A 14311-nucleotide genomic window follows, 5' to 3' on the forward strand; every position below is an offset into this window, starting at 1 on the left:
ACGCTCGATCTTCTCATGTGGCAGACGGCCATCGTTCGACGCGAGCACATCGATGACGATTGCGCCGGCTCCGAGCGCGGCCCGTTGCGCACTTTCCCCCGTCATGTTCTGCACCACCCCGGTCACCATCATCTGCAACCCGCCACCCGCACTGCTGGTAGAGATGTAAATATCGACACCGGTCTTCGCATCGCGGCAGGGCGTGATGATGGTATCGCCGTCCAGAATTTTTCGGCCGGAGAGTTCTTCAATTTCTGCAATCGCGTTGAGCACTCCGCGGGTCACATCTTCGAACGGCGCTTCCACCGTGGTCGGGGCTTCCCCGCGATAGGTCTGCCGGTATTCGTCGCCGACTTTCTCGATCAGAATGGCTTTGGTCGTGGTGCTGCCACAGTCGGTGGCGACGATGACGTTGAGAGGCTGGGGGATCACAGACTTGGGCGCTGGGTTCGGCACGGTCATTGAGCGGAGGCTCCTTGAGGAGCCTGGGGAACAGACTTTGTTTCAATGAGAGCGATGAGACGGGAGATCGTATCGCGCCGTTCGAGCAGCTTGGCCACTTGCTCAACTTCCTTGGCGTGAAACGCCCATTCAATGATCGGGGTCAGAAAATACAGGGCCTGGCTGCCGAGAAAGTTCATGGGGCCAAGCGATTCTAAAAATACCGTAGCAGGAGCGGCCAGACCCCGCTTCACCACCGCGTCGGCCACCCGCTCAAGCAGCGCGAGATCTTCAATGGTGAACAACGCAGCGTCGGGTATGGTCGAAAAAGCATGGGAGAGTTCCGCACGGACCCTATCCCACGTTTCCGCCAGAGGGGTCTTGAGCAAAGAAGCCATAAGTATTTGGAAAGGCAGTCAAAATCTGATGATGTCGGCCATTATATGAATGGGATTGAAGAGAGTCAATGAAGAGGAGGGAATAGCCGGGCCATCCTTCTTGCTCGCAGAGCGCTCAATAAAAACGTGCGCGCTGGCGTCTCTCTTCACGGGGAGAGGCTGGTCGATTCGCGAAGACGGGCGTCGAACGAGGCCCAACTCCGCTCTCCCCTTCTCGAATCTTCGGTTTTCCTGGAGCCAATACTGTTAGGATACAGGTCCCTGCGTGATTGATTCCTGACATCGATAGAAAGGACGCTCGCCTTGAACAGAACAAAACTCATTGCCGCCACCATCGTGTTGTCTCTGATCGGAGTCCCGACCCTCTCTTTCGCAAAGGCGCGAGGCGGATCCGGTGGAGGGTTCTCCAGCGGGTCACGGAGCGGAAGCACCGGGAGCAGCATCGGGAGCCGTGGATCCCGCACCTACGACCAGAACGGCGCAAAACCGATTCAGCAATCGGCCACCCCCAAGCCGGCAACTGCACCACAAGCCACACCAGCCGGCCAGGCTCCTGCAGCCCAACCGGCCAGCCAGCCTTCGTTTCTACAACGTAATCCTCTCTTGGCCGGAATCGCAGGCGGCCTCGCCGGATCGTGGCTCGGCCATATGCTCTTCGGCGCGACCGAGAGCAGCGCAAAGACGAACGAAGCCGGTGAACCGGTCGGCGAAGCCACCCAGGCAACCGGCGCCTCCAGCTCAACCGGCATTCTCCTCTTCCTCATGCTCCTGGGAGCAGGAACGCTGTTTTATTTCCTGAAAGTCCGGCGGCCGGCTATCCCTGATTTTTCCGGGATCACGAGGAGCAGCGCAGTCGGCGGGTCCCTGCTGACAGAGCCCTCCGCCACGACTGGACTGACCTCAACCGTGGTAAGTGACGTGACCGCCGCAGACAAGGCGGCCTTCCAGCAACTGCTGACCGATATTCAGACAGCCTGGAGCAAACAAGACCTGGCAGGACTGCGGCGATTCGTCACACCGGAGATGCTGACCTATTTCAGCACCGCGCTGGCAGAAAACACCAGCCAGGACATCGAGAATCACGTGGAAGATGTGGTACTGGGACAGGCGGAAGTCCGGGAATCCTGGACCGAAGATGCCACGCAGTACGCGACGGTGAGCCTGCATTGGAGCGCCCGCGACTATACGATCTCCTTGACGAAGCAGCGCGGAGAAGCAGGCTATCTCGTCGAGGGCAACGAAGAGAAGCCGTCCGAATCGAGCGAAGTCTGGACCTTCATGCGATTCCAAGACGGGAAGTGGTTGCTCTCAGCCATCCAACAAGTCGATTAGTCGCCAGCTCGGCAATATTTCCGGAGCCGACGAGACAGGACAACGGGGGCCGCAACGATCGTTGCGGCCCCCGTTGTTGCGTTCCAGTCCAGGATAATCTTCTAGCAGAATAACCTCACGCGACAAGTGTTATGGCCCCACGGCCTAGCGCGAGATGCCTGTCCTTACCGACGGTGCAGCATTCTCCTCAGCTTCGCCAGATCCTCTTCTCCTCCATCAAGTTTATGCAGCATCCGGTGGCAATTGGCACAGACAGTGACCAGATCGCTGAGAGACGCCTCTACAGTGTTCGCAAGGCGATTCAGCGGAATGATGTGGTGTGCTTCGGCAAAGGCTTTACCAATGTCCCCATACAGTTCACGAAAGGTCATCTCACAGACCTGACAGCGATAATTGTCCCGCCGCTTACATTGTTCAGCTAACGGATGGCTCTGTTCACGAGCCAGGTGCTGGCGTACCACCTGGCGGTTTTCATAATGCGCATAGGCGTCCTCCTGATCCTGATCTTTCTCCTGCACCTGTACCTTGGCCTGCTGGCTCTTGATGACAGTTTCGAAAAAACTCGTTGCACGGACCACGATGCCCAAAACCGTATCTTCGCTCTCCGGAAGAGCAGAATCGAACAACCCGTAGTAGGCATACTGCCCCTCACTCTCGTCAAACTCCTCGTAGATGGGACGGTCATAGTCACCAGGGTCCAACGGTTTTCTGAGCACATCGTCCGATCGTGAACCGGCAGCGAGTCTCATGTCCCGCTCGCTCAACCGTCGCACAGGCCGAAGGGCCTCGGGCAATGCGGCGACTCTCTTCCGCAGCTTGTCTGCCTGCGCGGCATAGAAGCCGTACCATATACGTCGTTGGCCTTTCGTGTCGGCCCATTCACAAAACCAGACCTCTAATCGTGGCTCTCCCAGCCCCAACGATCCTAGTTCGACACGCCACCCATTGGTGTGGGATTCTTTGAGCGGGAGCACGGTACGCAGACGAATGATTCTACCGAGCCGTCTGGAAAGTTCTTTGTGCAGTGCTTCAGCAACCACCTTGAGACATTTCTGGTCTTCTACATCGCGCATGATAATTCTCCCTTACATGCCCTGACAGGCCAGACTTCATTGAATAATAGACATCGAAGAATAGCCCTTTCCCAGGGGGAAAGCACCGTGTGAGTGGAGAAAGAGGATAGCCGACAGGAGGAAATGGGAAAGAGCTGCTACCAGCTCTTCTGACGAATGTGGATTCGATAGAAGGTAAAGTCCCCTGGCGTGACGAGCGCGACTCCGACGAGGCAGATGAGATGGCCATTGCGAATGTCTTCCGGGGTCATCGTGGATTGGTCGCAGATGACGGAAAAAGCCTCGCTGGCTTTCTCCCCTCGTAGCGCTTCCGATACCCATAAACATCCCAAGTATCCTCGCAGATGTCCGACGACTTGCGCCCAAACGGATGGGGTATTGCGTTCATACACGACCCACAGAAGTTCGTGGGCGCACCATGTTTCAAGCAGGATGCTCGTGACATCCACCCCGAGAGCCAGACCAGAGGGGGGCTCTGTTTCGACATTCTCGAGCGACACATAGGGAGAGCAATAGGCCAGCATCTAGTCCTCAACCTTGGATAGGAGATATTCGTCACAGAGTCGGTGCAGTCGAAGCTCGTTCTCAAGCGACATCGAGAGGAAGACAAGGCCCGCCCGCCCCCCTTTAACCCACTGCACCTGTACCAGATCGCAGATCACCGCAGATGTCTCATCGCCAGGGTAGAGCTTGAGGGTGAGGCACTGCCCGCATGCGAGAGATAGGAGAAGCCGAAGTCCGCACCCTCTCGTCGTCAGATCAATCACCTCTCCACTCGCAAGTCCGCCCTTGTCCGCGAGGATTATGCGGAGATTCACCGCCTTGCGCACATACCGCCGGAGGTCCATCCGTGGCACGAAATAATCCTGTTCGGGGAAGACGGGCAACGTGAGCTCCATGGCGGATTCCTCCTTCACACTGTGCAACCTAAGATGCACAGTCAGTTCGCAACTCTCGTGCCGAGAGACCACCGCTCAAATTGATTAGTATTTTTACGTTTTTTGAGAGGAATGAGTCTTGAGGAGCTGTAGGTCTGTATCGTACCCGATACGAATGAGAAAGAAACAATACAGCCAGGAAGCTTACAACGCGCTGAAGGTGGAGCGGGAGAGATGGGAACGTCTAACTGATAACAGATGGCTGATGAGGAAGGAACAAAAAGCCTAAGGAACAAGAAACCTGTGTCTATGCTTATGGCAGGAGCGGAAGGCCGATGGCGAAAGCAAGAGGGATCGGTCGAGAACCCCCATCCCTCTATCCCTGTTTTTTTTGCCCTATTTTAGATTCTGTCCCCTTCCAGAGCCGCGCGATATTGTCTTTGTGTTTGACCCAGATCAGCCCGCTGACGATCAAGGAAAACACAAAAAACTCCTGTCTCTGCTCATTCACGATCGCCACGACCGGAAAGCATCCGAAGGCCGCCAGCGCGCCGCCTGAGGAGTAGCGCCAGATCGCGACCGCGCCAAGCCAGATCAGCAACAAGAGGAGTCCGATCGAGGGAGACAGACCCAACACCGCACCTAAGGCCGTCGCCACCCCCTTCCCTCCTTTGAAGTTCAGGAATGGTGAGAAGAGATGGCCCAGGATCGTCGAGAGGGCGACGAGCATGATAAACCGTTCATCGGTGAGCCACTGCATGGCAGCCCACCCCATCACCCACCCCTTGCCCATGTCGCCAAGAAGCGTGAGGACACCTGCCTTCTTGCCCGACACGCGCAGCACATTGGTGAAGCCAACGTTCTTGCTCCCGACCGTACGCGGATCGGGCAACCTCATCGCTTTAGACACGACGACGCCGAAGGGAATGGCACCCAGCAAGTAGCCGACCATTGCCATGAGAACCCAGAGAAAGTCTTCGTTCATGGATTAAGAAATGAGAAAGGGAGGTGCGCAGGCCCAAAGAACTCGCAAACCCCACAGAGGATGCTCAAAACGGCCAGACTTCTCACCCGCCCAACCCTGGCGCGCCGAGACGCGCATTGTCCCAAGCAAGGCCGCAGGCGAGTCGAAGCCGGAGGCGTACCCTCGTGGGTACGTTGAGGATTGCGATGAGCCGAGAACGACGCTGGCGGATATTTTGAGCATCCTGCTACAGTCCTTTAGCGACGACCTGCTTCCAGAAGCTCCATACATATTGAGCTCCGGAGACATAGCCAAGCACGAGCGACAGATACAGGGTCACGATACCGGCAAGGTGCAGATTACCCAGACCAGACAAGAACGTGCCCTCGAGAATCAACATCACGATCGCCACGACTTGCAGCGCCATCTTATACTTGCCCGTCGTCTCAGCCGCGATCACCATACCCTCGCCTGCGGCTATGGCTCGAATACCGGTGACTGCAACCTCGCGTGCGATGATGAGTATTGCAACCAGCGCGCTGACACGATCGATGTTGAGCAGGAGAATCAAGGCGGAGAGGACCAACAACTTATCGGCGATGGGATCCAACAGCTTTCCGAGTGTGGTCACCTGGCCGTTCCGACGGGCCAGATAGCCATCCAACATATCGGTGACCGCTGCAACGACAAATACAATGGCCGCGCTCAGCGATCGATCCGGAGTCGGCGTAGCAAAGAGCACCACGAAGACCGGAATCAAGAGGATGCGGGTGAGCGTAATGAAGTTCGGCAGGTTGAGCGATTCCTGCCCGACCGATTTCCATACCGCCAATACGCGATTCATCGGCCACCACCCATTCCGTTAGCCGGTTTCGAAAAATCTATTGTGGCACTACAGAAGAACAATCCCACAGGATGCTCAAAATGCTCGTCCAGCAAGGCCGCAGGCGAGTCGAAACCGGAGGCGTACCCTCGGCGGTACGTTGAGGATTTTGATGAGCCGAGAACGACGCTGGCGGACATTTTGAGCGTCCTGTTAAACGATGCCGTGCTTGAGCAAGTCGTGCAAATGTACGACCCCGACGATGCGCTTGGCCGATTCCGCGACGACGAGCGTGGTGATGGAATACCGCTCCATCATTTCGACCGCCTTGGCTGCCAACTCATCCGGTCCGATCAACTTGGGATGGCGCGAGGCCAGAGCCCCGGCAGTGATCTTGGAGAAGTCCCCGCCCTGTTGGAGAAACCGCCGCAAATCTCCGTCGGTGATAATCCCCGTCAATGCGCCGGCTCGATCGACGACCGTGGTCATACCGAGTTTCTTCGCAGACATTTCCAGCAGGGCTGCCGAGGCTGAGACGCTATCTTTCACTTGTGGGAGCTCCGCGCCGACATGCATGACGTCCCGCACTTTCACCAGCAGACGGCGCCCGAGCGTTCCGCCAGGATGAAACTGCGCAAAATCCTGCTCCTTGAATCCGCGCTTCTCAAGGAGGGCCACGGCCAAGGCGTCGCCCATCGCAAGCGTCGCGGTCGTGCTTGCCGTCGGCGCCAATCCCATGGGACAGGCCTCTTCTGCCACGGACACATCTAACGCAACGTCGCTGTTCTTCGCCAGGGTCGAAACCATGCGGCCGACGATCGCCACGACTGGAATGCTCATCCGCTCCATAAAGGGCAGGAGCTGCAGAATCTCCTGCGTCTCTCCGCTGTTCGAAATCGCAATGAGCACATCGCCCCGCGCCAACATACCCAGATCGCCGTGAAGCCCTTCAGCCGGGTGGAGAAAGAACGAGGGCGTCCCGGTGCTGGCCATCGTCGCGGCGATCTTCTGACCGATCAAACCGGACTTCCCCATGCCCGAGACGACCACCTTGCCCTTACAGGCATAGAGCAAGTCAACCGCATCCGAGAAACCACGATCGAGACGCTGCACCATCGCCTGAACGGCACGGGCTTCGATGCCCAGCACGCGCCGGCCTACTTCAAGGCTGGTTGAGGTCTTCAGCGTCGTGGCTCTGGCGCCTTTCGGCTTGGTTACTTTCGAGGTTGTGACGCGTCGCATATCCGTAAAACCCGTTCCAGCAAAGCTTTGAGCTGATGAAGCGGCACCATGTTGGGCCCGTCCGAGAGGGCCTCGTCCGGATTGGGATGGACTTCCATGAAGAAGCCATCGACTCCGGCCCCGGCAGCCGCGCAGGCCAAGGGCTCGACAAATTCGCGCTGGCCGCTGGACTTGGTGCCCCCGCCGCCCGGCAACTGCACACTATGGGTGGCATCGAATACCACCGGATAGCCGAAGCTTCGAAGGACCGGGAAGGACCGCATATCGACGACGAGATTGTTATAACCGAACGACGAGCCCCGTTCGGTCAGGACAATCCGCTTGTTTCCTGACTCCTCGACTTTTTTGACCGCATTGCCCATTTCTTGCGGCGAGAGGAACTGCCCCTTCTTGACGTTCACCACTTTTCCGGTTTTCGCTGCCGCGATGAGCAAGTCCGTCTGCCGACAGAGAAAGGCAGGAATCTGGAGCACGTCAACAATCTTCCCTGCCTCGGTCGCCTGTTCCTCTGTATGCACGTCCGTCAAGATGGGTAGTCCCAGCTGATCCTTCACCTTCTTCAGAATCGCCAGGCCCTGTTCGAGACCAGGCCCACGATAGGACGTGATCGAGGTCCGGTTGGCCTTATCGAAGGACGACTTGAAAATATAGGGGATGCCCAGAGACGTGGTGATCTCGGCAATCCGCGCTGCCGTCTCCAGCACGAGTTGTTCGCTCTCGATGACACAGGGCCCGGCGATCAGAAAGGGCCGATGACCTGCACCGACTGTGAATGAACCGATTGTGATTTCGTGTGCCATAAGTTTCAAATCTATCTGTTTTCGTTGCGAAGCTCAAACTGACTTTCCAACAAGGCCGCAGTCGAGTCGAAACCGGAAGCGTACCCTCTAGGGTACGTTGAGGATTTCGACGACCCGAGAACGCCGTTGGAAGCCAGTTTCAGCCTCGCAACCTAATGGCCGCACTTTCGGCGTAACGCTGCGCCGACAAAACCACTAAAGAGAGGATGGGGCCGGTGGGGCCTCGAATTGTATTCCGGATGGAATTGCGTCGCCAGGAACCACGGATGGTCTTTTAATTCGACGATCTCGACGAGCCGACCGTCCGGCGAAAGCCCGCTCAGCACAAGGCCCTTGGCGAGCAATTGCTCACGGTAGGCATTATTGAATTCGTACCGGTGCCGATGGCGTTCACGCACTTCGCTCACTCCGTACATCTTTTGGGCAAGGGTTCCCTCCCCAAGCTTACAGACATAGGACCCAAGCCGCATCGTCCCGCCCTTGTCGCTGACGGACTGCTGATCCGACATCAAATGAATGACGGGATAGGGGGAGGCCTCATCGAATTCCGCGCTGTTGGCGCCGGCCAACCCGGCGACGTTCCGTGCGAACTCGATCGTCGCGCATTGCATACCGAGGCACAGGCCGAAAAACGGAATCTGATGCTCCCTGGCGTAGCGAATCGAGGCGATTTTCCCTTCGATCCCGCGCGCGCCGAACCCGCCTGGCACCAGGATGCCATCGACCTCACGCAGAATCCGTTCGGTCCCCTGCCGTTCAATCTCCTCCGACTCGATCCACTCGATATTCACCTTCGTCTCATGGTCGATGCCGCCATGGACCAGCGACTCCGCGAGACTCTTATAACATTCCTTCAATCCGGCATATTTACCGACCAGCGCGACGGAGACTTCATGCTTGGGATGCTTGATCTTCTGGACCATGGCATCCCATTCGCGCAGGTTCGGAGGACCGGTCTCGAGATGGAGCAGGCGCACGATCAGCTCGTCCAACCCTTCCTTCCGGAACACGATCGGCACTTCATAGATCGTATCGACGTCCTTGGCCGTGATGACCGCGTCTTTTTCAACATTGCAGAACATCGCGATCTTGCCCTTGAGTTCCGGCGGCAGATACCGGTCGGTCCGACAAAGGAGAATATGCGGCTGGATACCGATTTCCCTCAGCTTGTTGACGGAATGCTGCGTCGGTTTGGTCTTCAGCTCACCGGCCGCTCCGATATAGGGCACCAGTGTGAGATGGACATAGAGCACGTTCTCACGGCCGACGTCGTAGGGCATCTGCCGAATCGCTTCGAGAAATGGCAAACTCTCGATGTCGCCGACCGTGCCGCCGATTTCCACGATCGTGACGTCGATCCCCTGCGAGATACGCATGATGCATTGTTTGATCTCGTCGGTCACGTGAGGCACCACCTGCACGGTCCCGCCGAGATAATCGCCGCGACGCTCTTTGCTGATGACCGAATGGTAGATCCGGCCGGTCGTGTAGTTGTTTTCTTTGGTCAGGGTCAGAGACGTGTACCGTTCATAGTGGCCCAGATCCAGGTCTGTCTCCGCGCCGTCGTCCGTCACATAGACTTCCCCATGTTGATAGGGATTCATCGTGCCTGGATCGACGTTGATGTAGGGATCGAGCTTGAGGAACGTGATCTTCAACCCCCGGCTTTCGAGCAGGTTGCCGATCGAGGCTGAGGCGAGCCCCTTCCCCAGGGAGGAGACCACTCCGCCCGTGACAAAAATGAACTTGCTCATCGTGGCCCCCATCTTGTCGGATCGTAAAATTCTGACATACCTGCCACCATTAGGACTTGGGTGGAACCGGCTTCAATAAACCCAATTCCTTCTTGATGTCGTCAAACTGTTGAAGCTGTTCCGTCACCGGGCCGACATCCTCCGGCGTATCCACCCGCAGAGAGGCATGTTTGGTTTCCCATACTCTGATTGGAATGCCATGCTCCAAGGCGCGCAACTGCTCGAGCTTTTCCGCATCTTCCAACCGTCCTGTGGGAAGAGCCGCCAACTTCAGCAACGTGTCGCGCCGGTAGATGTACAGACCGAGATGAATGTAATGCAACCCTCCGACGGCCTGGCGGCTGGGATCGTCCCGCACCAAGGGGATCGGCGCGCGCGAGAAATACAGGGCATTGCCGGCCTGATCGGTCACCACCTTGACCACTGAGGAATTGTGCAGGTCGTCCGTGGAATCGATGGTACGCTTCAGCGTGCCCATTCCGGCGCCGCTTGTGATGAAGGGCTCGATGAGATCCGAGAGCAAGTCCGGCTGAAGCGGAATCTCATCTCCCTGCAGATTCAAAAAGTAGTCGCCGCCAAACTTGCGCGCCGCGCCTGCGACTCGATCGGTGCCGGTCCGAAAGTCGCCGCCTATCAGCGCGGCCCGCCCGCCGAATCCGATCACCGCCTGCCGGATTCGTTCGTCATCGGTCGCAACCAACACCTCTTTCACACCTGGGCAGGCCGCAGCCTGCTCATACACATGCTGGATCATGGGCTTCTGGCCCAGCATGACGAGGGGTTTGCCTGGAAAGCGCGACGATCCAAACCGAGCCGGAATCACCACCATGACGGACGCAGCCGTATCAGTCATTGCCGAGGGCCTCCGAAAGTTGCTGTGCCGATAGGGTCGCGGTGCCGACCATGCCGACGACGACACCCGCCGCATAGTTGGCCAGCGCTGCCGCGTCTCTCATCGAGGCGCCGGTCGACAGCGCGAGCGCCAACGTCCCGATCACCGTATCGCCCGCTCCGGTGACATCGTAGACCTGGCGGGCCTGTGTCGGGATATGCCAGGAGACTCCGTCTCCCTCGTACAGACTCATGCCTTTTTCCCCGCGCGTAATGAGCACCGCTTGGCATCCCAAACGCTGCCGGATGATCGCGCCGGCTTCGTCGCTCGCCTGATCGTCATCGCCATGCACCCCGGCGGCTTGGGTCGCCTCAAGGTGGTTCGGCGTGATGACCGTCGCCCCCTTGTAGTAGCTGAAGTGTTCGACTTTCGGGTCGACGATCAAGGGGATCCCTCGAAGCGCCGCAAGCCGCGTAAGGTCCGTCATCAAGGTCGCGCTGACCACACCCTTGGCATAGTCCGACACGACGAGGCAGGATAACTCCCGTAACCGCGATTCGACATAGCGGAGAATCCGCCGCTGCATCGCCGGTTTCAGTTCTGCCCGGCGCTCGACGTCGTACCTCACGATCTGCTGATTGTGAGCGATGACGCGGGACTTCCTGGTGGTTGGGCGGTCCTGGTCGATCACGACCCCGCCGCGTCCTGAACGGGTCCCCCCCAATTCTTTGAGGAGCATCCGTCCGGTTTCGTCGGAGCCGATGACACCGCACAAATCCGCTTTGCCCCCCAAGGCCAGCACGTTATTGAAGACGTTCGCGGCACCGCCGAGCCTCAAGGATTCGGAGTCGACCTGGACGACCGGAACCGGGGCTTCCGGCGAGATACGGCTCACACGGCCCCATATATAATGGTCGAGAATGAGGTCGCCGATGACGAGCACGCTGGCTTGCGGGAACCGCTGAATATACTGCCGAAGCGCTTTGGGAGAGGCCTCGCCTCCACGCCCCTGCCCCCCGGAGCCCGCAGCTGCTTGGCTCGTGGCTTTTCCTACTGAATGGCTTTGCCGAATCGATCCCATCTGACCCACTCCGTCCATTGACCCTGTCCGCTCCACGACCAGTAGATACGGAATGCCTTGCCGCGGATTTTCTCCTCGCGCACGAACCCCCAAAACCGGCTGTCCAAACTTTGGTCTCGGTTGTCACCCATCACAAAATAGGCGCCTTCAGGCACGGTCACCGGCCCGAAGTTATCGCGCGGATTGATGGTGCCATCGATGATTCCCGGGTCGATCCGTTGCGTGAACGCTTTATCGTCGAGCACCGTCCCATTCACCACAATGGCTTTATTCCGAACCTGCACGGTATCGCCAGGCCCCCCGACAATGCGCTTGATGAAATCTTTTTCCTCGTCTTCGGGAAACCGGAACACGATCACGTCGCCCCGCTGCGGCTTGCCGAACTCGATGAGCGCCTGAGATGCGTAACAATTGACGGGAGGAAAGGCCGCCTGGAACTTGCACTGGCTGGGCCATTGAATACCGTAGGACAACTTGCTGACCAGAATATGATCCCCGATCAACAATGTCGGAATCATCGAACCTGAGGGAATCTTGAAGGCCTGAACGACGAACACCCGGATCGCAAAGGCCAGGAGCATCGCGACCACGATGGCTTCCGCATATTCGCGGAAAAGCGACTTTCGGCCGAGCTGCGACACCGCCGGCGCTCCCGCAGCATCCGCCTGCCCATCGGTAGTCGCAACGGTGAGGTCGTCCGATGAGGGACGATTCGTCTCCCCGCTCATTCTTCACCGACTTTCAAAATGGCGAGGAAGGCCTCTTGCGGCACTTCCACGTTCCCCACGGATTTCATGCGCTTCTTCCCTTCCTTCTGTTTCTCGAGGAGCTTGCGTTTCCGCGTGATGTCGCCGCCGTAGCATTTCGCCAGCACGTTCTTCTTCATGGCGCCAATCGTCTCGCGCGCGATGACCTTGCTCCCGATCGCCGCTTGAATAGCGATCTCATACATCTGCCGGGGAATGAGTTCCTTCATTTTCTCCGCGAGCTGACGTCCGCGGTGAATGGAACGCTCTTTGTGGGTGATGAAGGACAAGGCATCGACCGCTTCGCCGTTCAAGAGAATATCGAGCCGCACGAGATCGGACTGGCGATAGCCGAGCAATTCGTAGTCCAGCGAGGCATAGCCCTGCGTGCGCGATTTGAGCTTGTCGTAAAAATCAAGAATGACTTCATTGAGCGGCATCTCGTAACTGATCGTCACCCGCGTCGGGTCGAGGAATTGAATGCCCCGCTGAATGCCGCGACGCTCCTGACAGAGCTGGATGATGGCCCCCATGTACCGTTCTGGCGTAATGACCGAGGCCAGAATAAACGGCTCCTCGAACGATTCGATGCTGCTGGGGGGCGGGAGCTGTGAGGGATTATTGACCTCCAGCACGTCGCCATTGGTCAGCAATACACGATAGACGACGGTCGGCGCCGTGGTCAGAAGCGTCAAATTATATTCACGCTCAAGCCGCTCCTGGATGATTTCCATGTGGAGGAGCCCCAGGAAGCCGCAGCGAAACCCGAAGCCCAGGGCAAGTGATGTCTCCGGTTCGTAGACGAAAGAGGAATCGTTCAACCGCAGTTTGACCAGCGCATCCCGTAAATCTTCATACCGGGCCGTATCGGTGGGATAAAGCCCGCAGAACACCAACGGCTTCACTTCTTTATAGCCGGGGAACGGCGCGCTCGTGGGTGTCACGGCATCCGTGAGAGTATCGCCGATTTTCACGTCCGCGACTTCACGCATGTTGGCACAGAGATAGCCGGCTTCGCCGGTCAACAACTCGGACTTCTTGGTTCGCTTCGGCGTGAACTGCCCAACTTCCATCACTTCAAAGATCCGCTCGTTCGACATGACTTTGATCTTCATCCCGGGACGAACGGAGCCATCGACGATCCGGGCCAGCACGATCACACCCTGATAGTTATCGAACCAGGAGTCGAAAATGAGCGCCTTCAGCGGCGCATCCGGATCGCCCGAAGGCGGTGGAATCCGCTCGATGACGGCCTCCAGCACCTCCGGCACACCCTTGCCCTCTTTCGCACTGATCAAGAGGGCATCGGTCGCATCCAGCATCAGCACATCGGAAATCGACTGTTTGGTGCCTTCGACATCGGCACTGGCCAGGTCGATCTTGTTGATCACGGGAATGATGGTGAGGTTGTTCGCCATGGCCAAATTCACATTGGCAATCGTCTGCGCCTGCACCCCTTGAGTGGCATCGACGAGCAAGAGCGCTCCTTCGCATGCGGCGAGACTGCGTGAGACCTCATAGGTGAAGTCCACGTGACCCGGCGTATCAATCAAATGCAAGGCGTAGGTCTTCCCATCCTTGGCCTTGTACCGAATGGCGACGGCATGGGCCTTGATCGTGATGCCACGCTCACGCTCCAGGTCCATCGCATCAAGGATCTGCTCCTTGGCCTCTCGGGCAGTCACCGCGCCAGTTGCATCGAGGATCCGGTCAGCGAGGGTGGATTTGCCGTGATCGATATGGGCGATAATCGAAAAATTGCGTATAAGACTTTGCAAATGCTAACTCATTTCCCAATAAAATCGGTTCATTATAGTTACCGCCCCCCAGGTTGTCAAAGCAACTGGCCCCTCGTATAATCCGCTCTGCACCGCGCCAACAACATCGGATAAGAGCCTATGGCTGATAGCGTATAGCGAATGGCAAGAGTCCAGTTTTTCTGATTTC

At 57.7% G+C, this 14311-nt stretch carries 15 protein-coding genes; 1 reads left to right on the forward strand and 14 read right to left on the reverse strand.

The window, feature by feature from the left end:
* A partial coding sequence (locus tag Q7U76_05960) for a glutamate mutase L (protein MDO8355915.1) occupies positions 1-462 on the reverse strand: 462 nt, incomplete at its 3' end.
* Positions 459-839 (reverse strand): hypothetical protein, encoded by a 381-nt coding sequence (locus Q7U76_05965; GenBank protein MDO8355916.1) that lies wholly within the window; start codon positions 837-839, stop codon positions 459-461. The genes Q7U76_05965 and Q7U76_05960, both read right to left, overlap by 4 nt.
* Before the next feature lie 303 nt (positions 840-1142).
* On the opposite strand from Q7U76_05965, the gene Q7U76_05970 reads away from it, so the two are divergent.
* Complete coding sequence (locus Q7U76_05970) at positions 1143-2171, forward strand: TIM44-like domain-containing protein (protein ID MDO8355917.1); 1029 nt, start codon at positions 1143-1145, stop codon at positions 2169-2171.
* A gap of 164 nt (positions 2172-2335) precedes the next feature.
* Here Q7U76_05970 and Q7U76_05975 read toward each other — a convergent pair whose 3' ends face one another.
* The 12 genes from Q7U76_05975 to lepA form a co-directional block, all read right to left on the reverse strand.
* Positions 2336-3244 carry an HNH endonuclease gene (locus Q7U76_05975; protein ID MDO8355918.1) on the reverse strand — a complete coding sequence of 303 codons (909 nt, stop codon included), beginning with the start codon at positions 3242-3244 and terminating at the stop codon, positions 2336-2338.
* Positions 3245-3381: 137 nt separating this feature from the next.
* Entirely contained in the window at positions 3382-3768 is a 387-nt protein-coding gene (locus tag Q7U76_05980; GenBank protein ID MDO8355919.1) for a hypothetical protein, read from the reverse strand.
* Positions 3769-4143 (reverse strand): PilZ domain-containing protein, encoded by a 375-nt coding sequence (locus Q7U76_05985; GenBank protein MDO8355920.1) that lies wholly within the window; start codon positions 4141-4143, stop codon positions 3769-3771.
* A gap of 355 nt (positions 4144-4498) precedes the next feature.
* Positions 4499-5107, reverse strand: a complete 609-nt coding sequence (gene plsY, locus Q7U76_05990) for a glycerol-3-phosphate 1-O-acyltransferase PlsY (protein ID MDO8355921.1) — start codon at positions 5105-5107, stop codon at positions 4499-4501.
* Between the two features lie 226 nt (positions 5108-5333).
* Positions 5334-5930, reverse strand: coding sequence for a CDP-diacylglycerol--glycerol-3-phosphate 3-phosphatidyltransferase (gene pgsA / locus Q7U76_05995; protein ID MDO8355922.1), 597 nt, complete (start codon positions 5928-5930; stop codon positions 5334-5336).
* 192 nt (positions 5931-6122) lie between these two features.
* Entirely contained in the window at positions 6123-7025 is a 903-nt protein-coding gene (locus Q7U76_06000) for a KpsF/GutQ family sugar-phosphate isomerase (protein MDO8355923.1), read from the reverse strand.
* Between the two features lie 98 nt (positions 7026-7123).
* On the reverse strand, positions 7124-7951 hold the full coding sequence (gene kdsA / locus Q7U76_06005; GenBank protein MDO8355924.1) for a 3-deoxy-8-phosphooctulonate synthase: 828 nt from the start codon (positions 7949-7951) through the stop codon (positions 7124-7126).
* A 152-nt stretch (positions 7952-8103) separates the two neighbouring features.
* Entirely contained in the window at positions 8104-9705 is a 1602-nt protein-coding gene (locus Q7U76_06010; GenBank protein ID MDO8355925.1) for a CTP synthase, read from the reverse strand.
* 49 nt (positions 9706-9754) lie between these two features.
* Positions 9755-10558, reverse strand: coding sequence for a 3-deoxy-manno-octulosonate cytidylyltransferase (gene kdsB / locus Q7U76_06015; protein MDO8355926.1), 804 nt, complete (start codon positions 10556-10558; stop codon positions 9755-9757).
* Positions 10551-11618: a D-glycero-beta-D-manno-heptose-7-phosphate kinase gene (rfaE1, locus tag Q7U76_06020; protein MDO8355927.1), complete on the reverse strand. Its 1068-nt coding sequence runs from the start codon at positions 11616-11618 to the stop codon at positions 10551-10553. The genes kdsB and rfaE1 overlap by 8 nt, the downstream gene beginning before the upstream one ends.
* The gene (gene lepB / locus Q7U76_06025; protein MDO8355928.1) at positions 11588-12346 is read right to left on the reverse strand and encodes a signal peptidase I; all 759 of its coding nucleotides are present in this window, start codon (positions 12344-12346) and stop codon (positions 11588-11590) included. The genes rfaE1 and lepB overlap by 31 nt, the downstream gene beginning before the upstream one ends.
* On the reverse strand, positions 12343-14142 hold the full coding sequence (gene lepA, locus Q7U76_06030; protein MDO8355929.1) for a translation elongation factor 4: 1800 nt from the start codon (positions 14140-14142) through the stop codon (positions 12343-12345). The genes lepB and lepA overlap by 4 nt, the downstream gene beginning before the upstream one ends.
* Between the last annotated feature and the right edge of the window lie 169 nt (positions 14143-14311).

It is taken from the genome of Nitrospirota bacterium (genome assembly GCA_030645475.1).
Taxonomy (GTDB): Bacteria; Nitrospirota; Nitrospiria; order Nitrospirales; family Nitrospiraceae; genus Palsa-1315.

Bases quoted from the DNA above. Each gene is read 5' to 3' on its own strand.
- Q7U76_05965 (MDO8355916.1), bottom strand. From the start codon at position 839: ATGGCTTCTTTGCTCAAGACCCCTCTGGCGGAAACGTGGGATAGGGTC.
- Q7U76_05975 (MDO8355918.1), bottom strand. From the start codon at position 3,244: ATGCGCGATGTAGAAGACCAGAAATGTCTCAAGGTGGTTGCTGAAGCA.
- Q7U76_05980 (MDO8355919.1), bottom strand. From the start codon at position 3,768: ATGCTGGCCTATTGCTCTCCCTATGTGTCGCTCGAGAATGTCGAAACA.
- Q7U76_05985 (MDO8355920.1), bottom strand. From the start codon at position 4,143: ATGGAGCTCACGTTGCCCGTCTTCCCCGAACAGGATTATTTCGTGCCA.
- plsY (MDO8355921.1), bottom strand. From the start codon at position 5,107: ATGAACGAAGACTTTCTCTGGGTTCTCATGGCAATGGTCGGCTACTTG.
- pgsA (MDO8355922.1), bottom strand. From the start codon at position 5,930: ATGAATCGCGTATTGGCGGTATGGAAATCGGTCGGGCAGGAATCGCTC.
- Q7U76_06000 (MDO8355923.1), bottom strand. From the start codon at position 7,025: ATGGTGCAGCGTCTCGATCGTGGTTTCTCGGATGCGGTTGACTTGCTC.
- kdsA (MDO8355924.1), bottom strand. From the start codon at position 7,951: ATGGCACACGAAATCACAATCGGTTCATTCACAGTCGGTGCAGGTCAT.
- Q7U76_06010 (MDO8355925.1), bottom strand. From the start codon at position 9,705: ATGAGCAAGTTCATTTTTGTCACGGGCGGAGTGGTCTCCTCCCTGGGG.
- kdsB (MDO8355926.1), bottom strand. From the start codon at position 10,558: ATGACTGATACGGCTGCGTCCGTCATGGTGGTGATTCCGGCTCGGTTT.
- rfaE1 (MDO8355927.1), bottom strand. From the start codon at position 11,618: ATGGGATCGATTCGGCAAAGCCATTCAGTAGGAAAAGCCACGAGCCAA.
- lepB (MDO8355928.1), bottom strand. From the start codon at position 12,346: ATGAGCGGGGAGACGAATCGTCCCTCATCGGACGACCTCACCGTTGCG.